22 protein-coding genes are annotated in these 14,202 nt (G+C 56.4%); 21 read left to right on the forward strand and 1 reads right to left on the reverse strand.

Translation table 11 applies throughout. The features are described from left to right. The 7 genes from tuf to ACP15L_RS21065 form a co-directional block, all read left to right on the forward strand. The coding region (tuf, locus tag ACP15L_RS21035; RefSeq protein WP_170381019.1) for an elongation factor Tu at nt 1-1,176 on the forward strand (1,176 nt) is incomplete at its 5' end. 258 nt (nt 1,177-1,434) lie between these two features. Next, nucleotides 1,435-1,614, forward strand: a complete 180-nt coding sequence (locus ACP15L_RS21040) for a hypothetical protein (protein ID WP_170642065.1) — start codon at nt 1,435-1,437, stop codon at nt 1,612-1,614. A 379-nt stretch (nt 1,615-1,993) separates the two neighbouring features. Next, on the forward strand, nt 1,994-2,308 hold the full coding sequence (gene rpsJ / locus ACP15L_RS21045; RefSeq protein ID WP_008756422.1) for a 30S ribosomal protein S10: 315 nt from the start codon (nt 1,994-1,996) through the stop codon (nt 2,306-2,308). An 18-nt stretch (nt 2,309-2,326) separates the two neighbouring features. Then, nucleotides 2,327-3,061, forward strand: coding sequence for a 50S ribosomal protein L3 (gene rplC / locus ACP15L_RS21050; RefSeq protein ID WP_170749564.1), 735 nt, complete (start codon nt 2,327-2,329; stop codon nt 3,059-3,061). Beyond that, complete coding sequence (rplD, locus tag ACP15L_RS21055) at nt 3,058-3,675, forward strand: 50S ribosomal protein L4 (RefSeq protein WP_170463489.1); 618 nt, start codon at nt 3,058-3,060, stop codon at nt 3,673-3,675. Before rplC ends, rplD begins: the two co-directional genes overlap by 4 nt. Continuing rightward, nucleotides 3,672-3,968 carry a 50S ribosomal protein L23 gene (locus ACP15L_RS21060; protein WP_008757532.1) on the forward strand — a complete coding sequence of 99 codons (297 nt, stop codon included), beginning with the start codon at nt 3,672-3,674 and terminating at the stop codon, nt 3,966-3,968. Before rplD ends, ACP15L_RS21060 begins: the two co-directional genes overlap by 4 nt. Continuing rightward, on the forward strand, nt 3,965-4,597 hold the full coding sequence (locus ACP15L_RS21065) for a hypothetical protein (protein ID WP_425085664.1): 633 nt from the start codon (nt 3,965-3,967) through the stop codon (nt 4,595-4,597). The genes ACP15L_RS21060 and ACP15L_RS21065 overlap by 4 nt, the downstream gene beginning before the upstream one ends. Nucleotides 4,598-4,809: 212 nt before the next feature. On the opposite strand, the gene ACP15L_RS21070 is transcribed toward ACP15L_RS21065, so the two are convergent. Next, the gene (locus tag ACP15L_RS21070; protein WP_425085665.1) at nt 4,810-5,796 is read right to left on the reverse strand and encodes a hypothetical protein; all 987 of its coding nucleotides are present in this window, start codon (nt 5,794-5,796) and stop codon (nt 4,810-4,812) included. A gap of 295 nt (nt 5,797-6,091) precedes the next feature. On the opposite strand from ACP15L_RS21070, the gene rplB reads away from it, so the two are divergent. The 14 genes from rplB (at nt 6,092) to rplE (ending at nt 14,197) form a co-directional block, all read left to right on the forward strand. Beyond that, entirely contained in the window at nt 6,092-6,934 is an 843-nt protein-coding gene (gene rplB / locus ACP15L_RS21075) for a 50S ribosomal protein L2 (protein WP_120633917.1), read from the forward strand. Between the two features lie 3 nt (nt 6,935-6,937). Continuing rightward, nucleotides 6,938-7,216, forward strand: coding sequence for a 30S ribosomal protein S19 (rpsS, locus tag ACP15L_RS21080; protein WP_005980699.1), 279 nt, complete (start codon nt 6,938-6,940; stop codon nt 7,214-7,216). Between the two features lie 3 nt (nt 7,217-7,219). Beyond that, nucleotides 7,220-7,600, forward strand: coding sequence for a 50S ribosomal protein L22 (rplV, locus tag ACP15L_RS21085; RefSeq protein ID WP_039538267.1), 381 nt, complete (start codon nt 7,220-7,222; stop codon nt 7,598-7,600). Beyond that, nucleotides 7,600-8,310 carry a 30S ribosomal protein S3 gene (rpsC, locus tag ACP15L_RS21090; protein ID WP_008758042.1) on the forward strand — a complete coding sequence of 237 codons (711 nt, stop codon included), beginning with the start codon at nt 7,600-7,602 and terminating at the stop codon, nt 8,308-8,310. Before rplV ends, rpsC begins: the two co-directional genes overlap by 1 nt. A 12-nt stretch (nt 8,311-8,322) precedes the next feature. After that, entirely contained in the window at nt 8,323-8,736 is a 414-nt protein-coding gene (gene rplP / locus ACP15L_RS21095) for a 50S ribosomal protein L16 (RefSeq protein WP_058283513.1), read from the forward strand. A 302-nt stretch (nt 8,737-9,038) separates the two neighbouring features. Beyond that, on the forward strand, nt 9,039-9,503 hold the full coding sequence (locus ACP15L_RS21100) for an HPP family protein (protein ID WP_425085666.1): 465 nt from the start codon (nt 9,039-9,041) through the stop codon (nt 9,501-9,503). A 23-nt stretch (nt 9,504-9,526) separates the two neighbouring features. Beyond that, nucleotides 9,527-10,894: a sodium:proton antiporter gene (locus tag ACP15L_RS21105; protein WP_425085667.1), complete on the forward strand. Its 1,368-nt coding sequence runs from the start codon at nt 9,527-9,529 to the stop codon at nt 10,892-10,894. Between the two features lie 88 nt (nt 10,895-10,982). Continuing rightward, nucleotides 10,983-11,603, forward strand: coding sequence for a 2OG-Fe(II) oxygenase family protein (locus ACP15L_RS21110; protein ID WP_425085668.1), 621 nt, complete (start codon nt 10,983-10,985; stop codon nt 11,601-11,603). Between the two features lie 15 nt (nt 11,604-11,618). Continuing rightward, nucleotides 11,619-12,227 carry a hypothetical protein gene (locus ACP15L_RS21115; RefSeq protein WP_425085669.1) on the forward strand — a complete coding sequence of 203 codons (609 nt, stop codon included), beginning with the start codon at nt 11,619-11,621 and terminating at the stop codon, nt 12,225-12,227. Nucleotides 12,228-12,443: 216 nt separating this feature from the next. Next, nucleotides 12,444-12,650, forward strand: a complete 207-nt coding sequence (rpmC, locus tag ACP15L_RS21120) for a 50S ribosomal protein L29 (RefSeq protein WP_010437082.1) — start codon at nt 12,444-12,446, stop codon at nt 12,648-12,650. Between the two features lie 4 nt (nt 12,651-12,654). Beyond that, the gene (gene rpsQ, locus ACP15L_RS21125) at nt 12,655-12,885 is read left to right on the forward strand and encodes a 30S ribosomal protein S17 (protein ID WP_152459158.1); all 231 of its coding nucleotides are present in this window, start codon (nt 12,655-12,657) and stop codon (nt 12,883-12,885) included. A 76-nt stretch (nt 12,886-12,961) separates the two neighbouring features. After that, on the forward strand, nt 12,962-13,330 hold the full coding sequence (rplN, locus tag ACP15L_RS21130; RefSeq protein WP_008757934.1) for a 50S ribosomal protein L14: 369 nt from the start codon (nt 12,962-12,964) through the stop codon (nt 13,328-13,330). A 2-nt stretch (nt 13,331-13,332) separates the two neighbouring features. Beyond that, nucleotides 13,333-13,644: a 50S ribosomal protein L24 gene (gene rplX, locus ACP15L_RS21135; RefSeq protein ID WP_170356681.1), complete on the forward strand. Its 312-nt coding sequence runs from the start codon at nt 13,333-13,335 to the stop codon at nt 13,642-13,644. Then, nucleotides 13,637-14,197 (forward strand): 50S ribosomal protein L5, encoded by a 561-nt coding sequence (rplE, locus tag ACP15L_RS21140; protein WP_170356680.1) that lies wholly within the window; start codon nt 13,637-13,639, stop codon nt 14,195-14,197. The genes rplX and rplE overlap by 8 nt, the downstream gene beginning before the upstream one ends. The last annotated feature ends 5 nt before the right edge of the window (nt 14,198-14,202 follow it).

Genomic DNA, 14,202 nt, shown 5'->3' on the forward strand with positions numbered 1-14,202 from the left:
ATGGCAAAGGAAAAGTTTGAGCGTACAAAACCGCACGTCAACATCGGCACGATTGGGCACGTTGACCACGGCAAGACGACGCTGACCGCAGCGATCACCAAGTATTTCGGTGACTTCAAAGCGTATGACCAGATTGACGGTGCGCCGGAAGAGAAAGCGCGCGGCATCACCATCTCGACCGCCCACGTGGAATACGAGACCGAGAACCGCCACTACGCGCACGTTGACTGCCCCGGCCACGCCGACTACGTCAAGAACATGATCACCGGTGCTGCTCAGATGGACGGCGCGATCCTGGTTGTGAACGCTGCTGACGGCCCGATGCCGCAGACCCGCGAGCACATCCTGCTGGGCCGCCAGGTTGGCATCCCGAAGATGGTCGTGTTCCTGAACAAAGTTGACCAGGTTGACGACGAAGAGCTGCTGGAACTGGTTGAGATGGAAGTTCGCGAACTGCTGTCCAGCTACGAATACCCTGGCGACGATATTCCGATCATCGCAGGTTCGGCTCTGGCCGCGATGGAAGGCAACAAGCCTGAAATCGGCGAAGAGAAGATCAAGGAACTGATGGCGGCCGTTGATGAGTACATCGACACCCCTGAGCGTGCTGTTGACCAGCCGTTCCTGATGCCGATCGAAGACGTGTTCTCGATCTCGGGTCGTGGTACCGTTGTGACCGGTCGTGTTGAGCGCGGCGTGATCAACGTTGGTGACGAAATCGAAATCGTCGGCATCCGCGACACTTCGAAAACCACCTGCACCGGCGTTGAAATGTTCCGCAAGCTGCTGGACCGCGGTGAAGCGGGCGACAACATCGGCGCGCTGCTGCGTGGTGTTGACCGTGACGGCGTTGAGCGTGGCCAGGTTCTGTGTAAGCCGGGTTCGGTTACACCGCACACCAAGTTCGAAGCCGAAGCCTACATCCTGACCAAGGAAGAAGGCGGTCGTCACACTCCGTTCTTCGCGAACTACCGTCCTCAGTTCTACTTCCGTACAACTGACGTGACCGGCACCGTGACCCTGGCGGAAGGCACCGAGATGGTCATGCCCGGCGACAACGTGTCGTTCGGCGTTGAGCTGATCGCGCCGATCGCGATGGAGCAGGGCCTGCGCTTTGCGATCCGCGAAGGCGGCCGCACCGTCGGCGCCGGCGTTGTATCGAAAATCACTGAATAATTCGCGCAAGCGAATAATCAGACGGAAAGGGCGTCCCTCGGGACGCCCTTTTTCGTTTGAGCTATACGGTTCCGAGGTGGGCCTAAACGTGTTCGAACCGAGATGACGCTTGGAAAGTTCGCCGTCGTTAAGGGCAAAACGGATTGAGGTTTCTTAATCCAAACTCCACTTCACCCAAAGACAGGAAACCCAAATGTGATCTGAAACAAAAAGCGGGGCGTGCGCAGGCCGATCCGCTGACGCAATCAGGAGGAAATCATGTTAGGTTTTGAATTCTTGAACTATGGAACGCAAATCCTTCACAGCAAGGATCTGGAGGACATGCGTGCTGCGATCCTTAGTGACGACGACCAGGAAGTCGACTGTGATATCAGTGAGTTTAGCCGCGAGCGTAAGCGGTTCGACGTCCGGCTTGCCGAGCAGCCTAACAGGATCTGAAGCGCTAAAGCACGTCCAGAACCTGTGTCGTCAACCAGCGTATTCACTGTAGCGTGGGGTGAAAACCTTCCAGACCAAGTCGGTTTTCTCTGAATGCTCAATTGTCGCGTGTAGGCTTTACACCTCGCCCATAGTTCTTTAGCGCGTTCTTGTTGCGAAGTTGGTCCTGAAGATCAGTTCTTGGTGCTGGGTCGTGTCGCTCTTTGAGGTGGGACAAAGCCAATAAACCCCTTGCCAAACCCCACCAACCCCACTAAGACGCGCGGGTTCTCAATAAGAACGTCAAGGCGGGGTGATTCCCGCCTTTTGGGTTCGATGAGGGTTGGCGATGCGCGCTTGTCCTCCTCTCAACCTCAACGCCTGATAAAAGGCTATACTTATGCAAAGCCAAAACATCCGTATTCGGCTGAAGGCATTTGACTATCGCGTTCTGGATGCCAGCACGCAAGAGATCGTCAACACTGCCAAGCGGACCGGCGCGAACGTGCGCGGCCCGATCCCGCTGCCGAACAAGATTGAGAAGTTCACGGTTCTCCGTGGCCCTCACGTTGACAAGAAATCCCGCGACCAGTTCGAGATCCGTACGCACAAGCGTCTGCTCGACATCGTTGATCCGACCCCCCAGACCGTTGACGCGCTGATGAAGCTCGACCTCGCTGCTGGTGTGGACGTCGAGATCAAGCTGCAGTCGTAAGATCGGAGGGTATAGATTATGCGCTCTGGTATTATCGCAAAAAAAGTCGGCATGACCCGCCTGTTCATGGAAGACGGCAAGCAGATCCCTGTGACCGTTCTTCACCTGGACAACCTGCAGGTCGTTGCACAGCGTACCGCTGACAAAGACGGCTACACCGCCGTTCAGCTGGGCGCCGGCGCTGCCAAGGCAAAACGCACCTCGAAAGCCATGCGCGGGCACTACGCCGCTGCAAAGGTTGAACCCAAGCGCAAGCTGGCCGAGTTCCGCGTCTCCGAAGATGGTCTGATTGATGTGGGCGCCGAGATTTCGGCAGAACACTTCCTGGAAGGTCAGAAAGTTGACGTTTCGGGCACCTCGATCGGTAAAGGCTTTGCCGGTGCGATGAAGCGCTGGAACTTTGGTGGTCTGCGCGCCTCGCACGGTGTTTCGATCAGCCACCGTTCGCACGGTTCGACCGGTCAGTGTCAGGACCCGGGCAAGGTGTTCAAAGGCAAGAAGATGGCCGGTCACATGGGTGCTGCCCGTGTAACCACCCAGAACCTGGAAGTCGTCAAAACCGACGCCGACCGGAACCTCGTCTTCATCAAAGGCGCCGTTCCCGGACCGAAATCGGGCTGGGTCACCGTCAAGGACGCCGTCAAGAAGAAAGCACCGGAAGGCCTGCCTTTCCCGGCTGCTGTGAAATCGGCTGTGTCTGAAGCAACCGAAGCACCTGCGGAAGAAGCTCCCGCGGAAGGTGGTGAAGCATGAAACTTGATGTAATCAAACTGGACGGCGGCAAAGCCGGCGACATCGAGCTGAACGCCGATCTGTTCGGTCTCGAGCCGCGTGCGGACATCCTGCACCGTGTGGTCCGTTGGCAGCGCAACAACGCGCAAGCCGGCACCCACAAGGTGAAGACCCGCTCGGAAACCAGCTACTCGACCAAGAAGATCTATCGCCAGAAGGGCACCGGTGGCGCACGCCATGGTGACCGCAACGCGCCGATCTTCCGTGGTGGTGGTATCTACAAAGGCCCCGTCGTGCGTTCGCACGGCCACGATCTGCCGAAAAAGTTCCGGAAGCTTGGCCTGCGCCACGCTCTGTCGGCCAAAGCCAAGGCAGGTGAACTGGTTGTGATCGAGAACGCCGAAGCCGAAGGCAAGACTGCCGCTCTGGCCAAACAGGTTGCAAACCTGGGCTGGAAACGTGCTCTGGTCATCGACGGCGCGACCGTGAACGAAGGGTTCCTGAAAGCGTCCAAGAACATCGAAGGTCTGGATATCCTGCCGACGATGGGCGCAAACGTCTATGACATCCTCAAGCGTGACACTCTGGTGCTCACCAAAGCGGCTGTCGAAGCACTGGAGGCTCGTCTGAAATGAGCGCGAAGGCAGAACACTACGACGTGATCCGCAAGCCGATCATCACCGAAAAGTCGACCATGGCGTCCGAAAACGGCGCGGTTGTCTTTGAAGTGGCGATCGACAGCAACAAGCCGCAGATCAAAGAGGCCGTTGAGGCGCTGTTTGGTGTGAAGGTCAAAGCGGTGAACACCACCGTGACCAAAGGCAAGGTCAAGCGGTTCCGCGGCCAGCTGGGCCGTCGGAAAGACGTCAAGAAAGCATATGTGACCTTGGAAGAGGGCAACACAATCGACGTGAGCACCGGTCTTTGATCCGACGCTTACTGCGACTATTCACGGCCTCGGCGGTTCAACCCGCCGGGGCCGATTTCGTTTCAGACCCTGAAACTGTGCGTTCGCAGGTTCTGGATCAAATGCGGGCGTTCAGCGCCGAGCCCTATTTCCAGATTGCCGATGAACAGCAGGGGCTGCTGTCCGTCTTCGATGATCTGAAATATGACCGGGCGGATGTGGACATGATCTCTCCGGCGATGCGCAAGCACGTGGTCGGCAAGCTTGGTCCGCTGGGGTTCCGCCAGACCTCCGGCACGGTATTGGAGCACGCCGAGGCTGATATGCGCGTGCACATCCCCAAGTTTCACGCCCTCGGCGCGTCGCCTTTCGACATCGCGCGCTATACCGAGAAACGCCCGCAGGATTACTGCCTGCTGACGCCCACGCAAGTGGCCTGTCAGTACGTGGATCACCATGAGTTGGACGAGGCCCTGCAGCGGATCGAGGCACTGATTGCGAAGCACCCGATCAACCTGCTCAAGCTGGCGGACTATCTGGAAGGCAAACCCAAACACCGCGCCTTTCGCGAGGTGCTGGGGCATATCAAGCTCAAGCAAAGGATCGCAGTGGAGTCCGAGCCGCTGTGCCGCAGGCGATCCCTCGGATAAGAGCACAAGCCGCGCCAGCGACTGCCCGTGGGATGGCGCCGCAACGGCTGATCAACGCGCTTTATGGTGCCAAATACGTCCGAATTCCCAGCGAGGCGCAAACGTCCCCAAAGCGCCAGCCCGCCGGGACGGGCAGTCGCTGGCGCGGCGGCCTTCGGCCTTGTCCCGCGCCTTAAGTCGCGAAGCCCCCAATTCGGAACGGGGAGTTGGTTTCATTTGGCAACTTCGAGCTTGAGTACTTCTGTCGGTAGTCCCGCGTAGCTGTATGTAGCTCGTGCCAAGCGAGCTGCGGGCGAATCCCCAGTTAAGAACACGTGGCATCGGCTCGCGTTTTCAATATGCTCGCAGTCGCGAAACTGGTTGATAAATCTGTCAAGATAACGGCTTTGCCCGCCTTTCCTCGGCCTTTTAAACGCGGCAACACCCAGACTAAAAAGAAGGAATGCAAAACCCGCAATGCTACCCGCTTCAATCTCTGCTCGCCCGAAGTCTCGTGGGTAGAAACTATCAATCCAACCTGAGTCTGGCAGTTTGGAAAGTAGATACTCGGCAATTTCATCGTCTGGTATTTGATCCAGTTCAGCTTGCGATTTTGGCTTTTGATTTTTGAATTCTCTATAAAAATCTCGGGCTTCAGCGTCCAACTGGCTAACACTCAGATCGTTAATCTCATTTTTGACTGGTTCAAACTGGGAGCGAACCTTTTCTACAATCTCGCTTGGATCGAATTCACTCTCGCAAATCATGTGCATTTCTTGGCTAAATGCTTCTATGTAGGCATCAATCGAATGGAGAATTTCTTCTCGTTCTTTGTCGACATCCAGAAATCCGGCACCCATGTGAAGAGCTGCTAGCAGCCTGAGTATGTTCTCGCTGGCCAAGTGAGACTTTAGGGTAAAGTCAATTTCTTCCGGAATGACGTCTCGCACTATGTTGGCTTTTAGAACTGTCGACCGGTTCTCGATCTTGGGCAGGCTGGTGACAGGGGGCAAGTAGTAGGCTCCAATTTCCTCCAATGCCTCAATGAACTCAAGTGGTCTATTGCTGCGGAGAATCTCGCAAACGTGAGTGTCAGAAAACGTAATTGCACAACCTTCCAATCGCTCAATAGCCTCACTAAACTGAGCACAACCGCTTTGCGATCGGCGGAGATAGCTAATTGGGCCTTGGTCTAGGTAAACTATCTGTTGGATGTTCATACTGTCGCTATTGTGCCTTTGAACGATGTGTTTGGTTAAGGTCTGGCTGTGACGAAAATTGTATCGCTTCAATGTGGGCAAGAGTATCCTGAGTCGCCATCTCAAATTGCGAGAAACTCTATAGACACCCACCCCCAACCCTGTTAAACGCTCCCAATCTTGCGGCCTCGGATTCGTTCCGGGGCCTCTGATATTTGTAACCGGGGACCTTCGGGGCCCTATACCCTTGGCACCTACGGGGGCCTATCACATAGCGGGGAACATCCCCGCACTTGCTAAACGGAAGACAGAAAGCATGGCACTCAAGTCGTACAAGCCGACGACGCCGGGCCAGCGCGGGCTGGTGCTGATCGACCGTTCGGAGCTTTGGAAAGGACGTCCGGTCAAGTCTCTCACAGAGGGTTTGACCAAATCGGGCGGCCGGAACAACACCGGACGGATCACTTCACGCCGCCGCGGCGGTGGCGCAAAGCGTCTCTACCGGATCGTTGACTTCAAACGGAACAAATTTGATGTCGCGGCAACCGTCGAGCGGATCGAATATGACCCGAACCGGACCGCATTCATCGCACTGGTAAAATACGAAGACGGCGAGCAGGCATATATCCTCGCTCCGCAGCGTCTGGCTGTTGGTGACAAAGTCGTGGCATCTGCCAAGGCTGACATCAAGCCGGGCAACGCAATGCCGTTCTCGGGCATGCCCATTGGTACCATCGTCCACAACATCGAGATGAAGCCTGGCAAAGGCGGTCAGATCGCACGTGCGGCCGGTACTTACGCTCAGTTCGTTGGTCGCGATGGCGGCTACGCTCAGATCCGTCTGAGCTCGGGCGAGCTTCGCATGGTCCGTCAGGAATGCATGGCCACCATCGGTGCCGTGTCCAACCCCGACAACTCGAACCAAAACCTCGGTAAAGCCGGTCGTATGCGCCACAAGGGCGTTCGTCCGTCGGTTCGTGGTGTTGCAATGAACCCGATCGATCACCCGCACGGTGGTGGTGAAGGTCGTACCTCGGGTGGCCGAACGCCGGTTACGCCGTGGGGTAAGGACACCAAGGGTAAGCGTACCCGTAACAAGAACAAAGCGTCCCAGAAGCTGATCATCCGCTCGCGGCACGCCAAGAAGAAGGGACGTTAATCTATGTCTCGCTCTGTTTGGAAGGGTCCTTTCGTCGATGCTTACGTGCTGAAAAAAGCCGAAGCAGCGCGCGAGTCGGGCCGCAACGAAGTCATCAAAATCTGGTCGCGTCGTTCCACCATTCTGCCCCAGTTCGTGGGTCTGACCTTTGGTGTGTACAACGGCCAGAAGCACATTCCCGTCAACGTCTCGGAAGACATGATCGGTCAGAAGTTCGGTGAATACTCGCCGACCCGCACCTATTATGGCCACGCCGCAGACAAAAAAGCGAAGCGGAAGTAAGTCATGGGCAAGGAAAAGAACCCCCGCCGCGTGGCTGAAAACGAAGCAATGGCGAAAACGCGCATGCTTCGCACCAGCCCGCAGAAACTGAACCTGGTTGCGCAAATGATCCGCGGCAAGAAAGTCGAGAAGGCTCTGACCGACCTGACTTTCAGCAACAAGCGTGTCGCGCAGGACGTTAAGAAGTGCCTGCAGTCCGCAATCGCGAATGCCGAAAACAACCACAACCTGGACGTTGACGAGCTGATCGTCGCCGAAGCATGGGTTGGCAAGAACCTGGTCATGAAGCGCGGTCGTCCGCGTGCCCGTGGCCGTTTCGGCAAGATCATGAAGCCGTTCTCGGAGATCACCATCAAGGTGCGTCAAGTTGAGGAGCAAGCCTAATGGGTCATAAAGTAAATCCGATCGGCATGCGCCTGCAGGTCAACCGCACCTGGGACAGCCGCTGGTACGCCGACACCAAGGACTACGGTGATCTTCTGCTGGAAGACCTCAAGATCCGTGAGTTCATCAACAAAGAGTGCAAGCAGGCCGGTGTTGCCCGTGTGATCATCGAACGTCCGCACAAGAAGTGCCGCGTTACGATCCACACAGCACGTCCCGGTGTCATCATCGGCAAGAAAGGTGCAGACATCGAAGTTCTGCGCAAAAAGCTTGCTCGCATGACCGACAGCGAACTGCACCTGAACATCGTCGAAGTGCGCAAGCCCGAGCTTGACGCGCAGCTGGTTGCCGAGTCCATCGCTCAGCAGCTGGAACGTCGTGTTTCGTTCCGTCGCGCAATGAAGCGCTCGGTTCAGAACGCCATGCGCATGGGCGCCCTGGGTATCCGGGTGAACGTCGCTGGTCGTCTGGGCGGCGCCGAAATCGCACGGACCGAGTGGTACCGTGAAGGCCGCGTGCCTCTGCACACTCTGCGTGCCGACATCGATTACGCACATGCCGAAGCGATGACCCCCTACGGGATCATCGGGATCAAGGTCTGGATCTTCAAAGGTGAGATCATGGAGCACGATCCGCAGGCACGTGACCGTAAAGCACAGGAACTCCAGGACGGCCCTGCACCTCGTGGTGCTGGTGGCGGTCGTCGCTAAGGAGGGAAAGATATGCTTCAACCAAAGCGTACTAAATTCCGCAAGATGCACAAAGGCCGGATCAAGGGTCTCGCCAAGGGCGGCTCTGATCTGAACTTTGGCACCTACGGCCTGAAAGCTCTTGAGCCTGAGCGTGTAACGGCACGCCAGATCGAAGCTGCACGTCGTGCCATGACGCGTCACATGAAACGTCAGGGCCGCGTCTGGATCCGTATCTTCCCCGACACTCCGGTCACGGCTAAGCCGATCGAAGTTCGTATGGGTAAAGGTAAAGGTTCGGTCGACCGCTGGGCCTGCAAAGTCAAGCCAGGTCGCGTGATGTTCGAGATCGACGGCGTCAATGACGACATCGCCCGTGAGGCCCTGCGCCTGGCCGCGATGAAACTGCCGATCAAGACTCGCGTCGTGGTTCGCGAAGACTGGTAAACAGTCCGGGGAACCCCGAACAGAATTGCCCCCGCCGAGAATTCGGTGGGGGTTTTTTCGTTTCTGGCCACTCGCAAACCCGTTAGGCGCCCAATTCCGAGATTCAATACCGGCATTGCAAAAAAGATGGGGCTCAGGGGTGGCATATTCTCTCATCTGGTGAAAAGAAGCGCTCGCAATACCTTCCCAATCAGAGCTTGGGTCGATCTTACTCCGATACGGCTTGAGCACGAACCGTGCCTTGGCTCTGAAACCCCGCTGAAAGACCGAGGACACGTATGGGCCTTACTTGCCGGGACGTCATGGTCCCCCCTGAAAAACAGAAGACAATTCATCCCGATGATACAGTCGCCAAGGCGTTTGAGATCATCCGCGACAGCCGCGCCCGGTTCTTGCCAGTGGTGGGGGATGACGGTAGCTTCCAAGGCGTTTTCACTGCGCCCACGTTGATCAAGATGATCCTGCCGCGTGCGGCCCGTATTGGTGTCAGCGATGAGACGTCGCGCGTTGCGATCAGCCATCTCAGCTTTATGGATCTGACCAAGGAAGACATCAGCGAACAGGTCAAGCGCCTGCACGAAGAGCGGGTCGGAGATCACATGTCGAACCCGGCCAACATCCCGGTTCTCGCACCAGACACGCCGGTGATGGAAGGCATTTTCCTGATCCACAAATTCAAACGCCACGTTTTCCTCGTGGAACCCGAGACCAATCGCTTTGTCGGCTCTGTCAGCCCGAACTCGTTGATTGATCACGCGCTGAGCTAACCCCTAAAGACCGGATCAGACCATTGACCGACCATTCCGTTTCGCATGGAGAACACGCGTTCTCCGTTCCTCAGCTGTTGGGGATTGACCCTCTGTGGGTCGCCACCGGTATCCTGATTGCTGTTTATGCCGTCCTGGTGACCGAAAAAGTAAACCGCGCCATTCTGGCCATGCTGGGCGCATCGCTGATGGTGCTGTTCGGCATCATCAACCAGGAACAGGCCGTCGCAGGCGTTGATGCCAACACATTGGCGCTGCTGATCGGCATGATGGTGATCGTCGGGATCACCAGTAAATGTGGGTTGTTCCAATTCGTCGCCATCAAGGCCGCCAAGGTGGTCAAGGCCAATCCGACCGGAATCCTGATCATGCTGACGCTGATCACGGCGGTATTCTCTGCTCTGCTGGACAACGTGACTACCGTTCTGTTGATCGCACCGATCACCTTGCTGATTACGGACGCGCTGGAAACGCGCGTTTACCCGTTCTTCTTTGCTGAGATTCTAGCGTCGAATGTGGGCGGTACGGCCACTTTGATTGGTGATCCGCCGAACATCATCATCGGCTCGGCCGCGGGCCTCAGCTTCAATGACTTCGTGGTCAATCTTGCGCCGATCTCGGCCATCTGTCTTGTGGTGCTGACCGGTATCATTTACCTGCTGAACCGCCGCACGCTGGCCGCCATCCCCAAATCGGCCTGCGAAAAGATCATGCGTTTCAATGAAAATGAAGCGATCACCGATGTCGGCCTGATGATCAAATCCCTGTCGGTTCTGGCGCTGACCCTTCTTGGCTTCACGCTTGGCCATGGCTACGGCATCCAGCCGGGCACCTCGGCGCTGGCCGGTGCTGCGCTGCTGATGCTGCTAGCCTACGGACACCAGCACGGAGAAGAACAGTCCGAATCCGTTCACCACATTTTTGGCGAGGTTGAGTGGATCACCATTTTCTTCTTCGGCGGTTTGTTCGTCATCGTTGCAGGTGTCGAGCATGTCGGCCTGCTTGAGTTCTTCGGTGGGAAAGTGCTGGAGCTGACCGAAGGCGACATGATGTGGACCGCGTTCTTCATCTTCTGGGCCTCGGGTATCTTGTCGGCCATTCTGGATAACATCCCTTTTGTGGCGACGATGATCCCTCTGATCGAGTCCACGGCTGACACGTTTGGCGGGCCTGATGCGATCGAGCCTCTGTGGTGGTCGCTGGCTCTGGGCGCCTGTCTGGGCGGCAACGGGACCTTGCTGGGCGCAAGCGCCAACCTGACGGTTGCGGCCTTTGCCGAAAAGGCCAAGCAGCCGATTGGCTTTGTCAAATTCGCGCTCATGGCGTTCCCGATCATGATCCTGACCCTGATGATCGCCAACGTCTACCTATGGCTGCGCTACTTCTACTAAGGCGCTCAACGATAAGTCGCACCTGAGCAGCCGCTTTTCTGAGGCGGCTGCTCTCGCCCTTGTGCCTCGGCTGGGATATAGCCGGGGCATGGCACAGATTGAATCACTCTTCGTTACCCGTCTCTATCGCGCAGCTTTGTCCGAGTTCGATCCCAAGATCGACGCGGGAGAGCTGGAAAACTCCTGTCTTGTTGTCGCCGAGGATGATGAAGCCGGGCAGGAATGGTGTGAAGAGAATGGCTATCCCGGCTATACCAGCTACGCCTCGCTCACCGATTTGCCTTGGCGCTTCCCGATCTTCGCCGATCTGGTGACGGCGCTGGATCAGCACGTCGCCGCCTTTGCGAAAGATTTGGAGTTCGATCTGGGCGAGGGAGAGCTGAAGCTGGAGGACCTGTGGATCAACATCCTGCCCGAGGGCGGCATGCACTCCAGCCACCTGCACCCACACAGTGTGATCTCGGGCACGACCTACGTTGCCATGCCTGAAGGGGCGAGCGCGTTGAAGCTGGAGGATCCGCGTTCAGGTCGCATGATGGCCGCGCCGACGCGCTTAAAATTTGGGCGAAGGGACTTGCAACCTTTCATTTATGTTCAACCTCAAGTAGGGGATGTGCTACTTTGGGAAAGTTGGCTGCGCCACGAAGTTCCGATGAATATGGCCGAGGATGATCGGATCAGCGTCAGTTTCAACTATAAGTGGGAATGAGAGCGAAAACCCTCAATGTTGATTAAATTTTTTTTAGGCAGTTCTTTTCTAGTAGCGTTACTGGTGTCTTCGGTTAGCGCGGAATGTCCCAGTAAAGAACACGTTGATACCGGCATTGTCCTTGTTCGCGAGCCTGGCAAAAATCTGGATGACATTGAATACGTCTCTCATGCAGGGGGTATTCTTGCGAGTACCGTCGACCCGGGGGCAAATGAAGCTCGGCGAGAAGTCTATTTTGCTCATCCAATTTTGCCGCCCCAAGGGTTGCCCGACACAAAATGGTTCCGAAGTTATGAGCGAAAATTGGATTCGCTAGATATCCTGGACAGTCAAAAGAAGTGGACCTCAGACTTCGTCGACTATCCCAACACCGACAATGCCCAGTCGGGTTCAATTGAGGTCGAGTTTCAAAGATACCGGATTGAAAGGGTTGGGGCCTGCAAGTATCGAGTTTGGGATGTCTTGCTCAAAGAGAGTGTCGAGGGTTCCCACGCGTTTACGGAACGGATGTTATATGCCCCTGAGCTGCAAATGGTGCTGAGAAGAGGCGTGGCTGCTGGTGACTCTTTACCTGTATTGGATGGCGGATTTCACCAATTGCAAATCAAAGACGACAATTCATAGGCCGCAGCTTCAACCCGGCGTCGGTGAGACACGGTTTTTCTGTCCAATTCGCACCCTAAAACTTCCTCTTGCCACCCACCGCTTAAACCCTTATACGGCGGCATCCTGCAAGTCCCCCGGCCGAGTCGGGGGATTCGCATGTCTATCATTCATCCACCAGGTCCAAGGTGACCCTGTCAGGGGGCCTTCTGGTGTTTTGAGCAAAGGAAAAAGGCGATGAACGCCCAAGAACTGCGTGACAAGACCCCGGACCAGCTCCGCGAGGAACTGGCCAACCTGAAGAAAGAAAGCTTTAACCTGCGCTTTCAACAGGCAACCGGTCAGCTGGAAAACACTGCTGGCATCAAAGCGGCTCGCCGCAACGCTGCCCGCGTCAAAACCATTCTGAACGAAAAGGCCGCTGCCGCGGCATCGGAGGAGTAATCCTATGCCCAAGCGTATCCTGTCCGGCGTGGTAACCAGCGACGCCAACGAGCAAACTGTAACCGTTTCGGTTGAGCGTCGTTTCAAGCACCCGCTGCTGCACAAAACCGTTCGTAAGTCCAAGAAATACCGGGCTCACGACGAAAAGAACGCCTTCAAGGTCGGCGACACCGTACGCATCATCGAATGCGCGCCGAAATCGAAGACGAAACGTTGGGAAGTTCTGGAAGCGTAAGCCTCCGGGATTTTCCCATTTGTCGAAACCCTGGGGGATCTAACGAGACCAGCCCCCACAGGTCGGGAGAAACCACATGATCCAGATGCAGACCAATCTGGATGTCGCTGACAACTCCGGCGCACGCCGAGTTCAGTGCATCAAGGTCCTGGGTGGTTCCAAGCGTAAATACGCCTCCGTTGGCGACATCATTGTCGTCTCGGTGAAGGAAGCCATCCCGCGCGGCCGCGTAAAGAAAGGGGACGTCCGTAAGGCCGTCGTCGTACGCACCGCCAAGGAAGTCCGTCGCGAAGACGGCACCGCGATCCGTTTCGATCGCAACGCCGCCGTCATCCTGAACAACAACAACGAGCCCGTAGGTACCCGTATCTTTGGCCCCGTTGTTCGCGAACTGCGCGGCAAGAACTTCATGAAAATCATCTCGCTGGCTCCGGAGGTGCTGTAATCATGGCTGCTAAACTCCGCAAAGGCGACAAGGTCGTCGTGCTGGCCGGCAAGGACAAGGGCAAAGAGGGAACCATTTCCTCGGTTGACCCCAAAGCCGGTAAAGCTGTTGTCGAAGGCATCAACATTGCCATCCGTCACACCCGTCAGTCGCAAACTTCGCAAGGTGGTCGTCTGCCCCAGGCAAACCCGATCCAACTGTCGAACCTGGCGCTGCTGGACAAAAACGGCAAAGCAACCCGCGTTGGCTTCCGCATGGAAGGTGACAAGAAGGTCCGCTTTGCCAAGACCACAGGGGACGTGATCGATGCTTGATTCCGCAACCTACACCCCGCGTCTGAAAGCTCAGTACGTTGAAACCATCCGTGCCGCTCTGAAAGAAGAGTTCGGCTACAAGAACGACATGCAGCTGCCCAAGTTGGACAAAATCGTTCTGAACATCGGTTGTGGTGCTGAGGCGGTCAAAGATTCGAAGAAAGCGAAAGCTGCCGTCGAAGATCTGACTGCGATTGCTGGTCAAAAGGCCGTTGCAACCAAGGCGAAGAAGTCGATCGCGGGTTTCCGCGTCCGTGAAGACATGCCGCTGGGCGCGAAAGTGACCCTGCGCGGTGACCGGATGTACGAATTCCTGGATCGCCTGATCACCATCGCGCTGCCGCGCGTTCGTGACTTCCGCGGTGTTAAGCCGTCTTTCGATGGTCAGGGCAACTTTGCCATGGGCATGAAAGAGCACATCGTGTTCCCGGAAATCGACTTCGACAAGGTCGACGAGGTCTGGGGCCTGGATATCGTAATTGCCACCACAGCGAAAACCGACGCTGAAGCGAAGAGCCTGTTGAAAGCATTCAACATGCCGTTCAACGCGTAAGCGCC

It is taken from the genome of Ruegeria profundi, assembly GCF_049800715.1.
GTDB classification, from domain to species: Bacteria; Pseudomonadota; Alphaproteobacteria; order Rhodobacterales; family Rhodobacteraceae; genus Ruegeria; species Ruegeria profundi_A.

Coding starts and splice junctions, on each gene's coding strand:
- rplX (WP_170356681.1), top strand. CDS start 13,333: ATGGCTGCTAAACTCCGCAAAGGCGACAAGGTCGTCGTGCTGGCCGGC.
- rplC (WP_170749564.1), top strand. CDS start 2,327: ATGCGCTCTGGTATTATCGCAAAAAAAGTCGGCATGACCCGCCTGTTC.
- rplD (WP_170463489.1), top strand. CDS start 3,058: ATGAAACTTGATGTAATCAAACTGGACGGCGGCAAAGCCGGCGACATC.
- ACP15L_RS21100 (WP_425085666.1), top strand. CDS start 9,039: ATGGTCCCCCCTGAAAAACAGAAGACAATTCATCCCGATGATACAGTC.
- rpmC (WP_010437082.1), top strand. CDS start 12,444: ATGAACGCCCAAGAACTGCGTGACAAGACCCCGGACCAGCTCCGCGAG.
- ACP15L_RS21115 (WP_425085669.1), top strand. CDS start 11,619: ATGTTGATTAAATTTTTTTTAGGCAGTTCTTTTCTAGTAGCGTTACTG.
- rpsQ (WP_152459158.1), top strand. CDS start 12,655: ATGCCCAAGCGTATCCTGTCCGGCGTGGTAACCAGCGACGCCAACGAG.
- rplB (WP_120633917.1), top strand. CDS start 6,092: ATGGCACTCAAGTCGTACAAGCCGACGACGCCGGGCCAGCGCGGGCTG.
- rpsS (WP_005980699.1), top strand. CDS start 6,938: ATGTCTCGCTCTGTTTGGAAGGGTCCTTTCGTCGATGCTTACGTGCTG.
- ACP15L_RS21040 (WP_170642065.1), top strand. CDS start 1,435: ATGTTAGGTTTTGAATTCTTGAACTATGGAACGCAAATCCTTCACAGC.
- rplV (WP_039538267.1), top strand. CDS start 7,220: ATGGGCAAGGAAAAGAACCCCCGCCGCGTGGCTGAAAACGAAGCAATG.
- rplN (WP_008757934.1), top strand. CDS start 12,962: ATGATCCAGATGCAGACCAATCTGGATGTCGCTGACAACTCCGGCGCA.
- ACP15L_RS21070 (WP_425085665.1), bottom strand. CDS start 5,796: ATGAACATCCAACAGATAGTTTACCTAGACCAAGGCCCAATTAGCTAT.
- rpsC (WP_008758042.1), top strand. CDS start 7,600: ATGGGTCATAAAGTAAATCCGATCGGCATGCGCCTGCAGGTCAACCGC.
- ACP15L_RS21110 (WP_425085668.1), top strand. CDS start 10,983: ATGGCACAGATTGAATCACTCTTCGTTACCCGTCTCTATCGCGCAGCT.
- rplP (WP_058283513.1), top strand. CDS start 8,323: ATGCTTCAACCAAAGCGTACTAAATTCCGCAAGATGCACAAAGGCCGG.
- rplE (WP_170356680.1), top strand. CDS start 13,637: ATGCTTGATTCCGCAACCTACACCCCGCGTCTGAAAGCTCAGTACGTT.
- rpsJ (WP_008756422.1), top strand. CDS start 1,994: ATGCAAAGCCAAAACATCCGTATTCGGCTGAAGGCATTTGACTATCGC.
- ACP15L_RS21060 (WP_008757532.1), top strand. CDS start 3,672: ATGAGCGCGAAGGCAGAACACTACGACGTGATCCGCAAGCCGATCATC.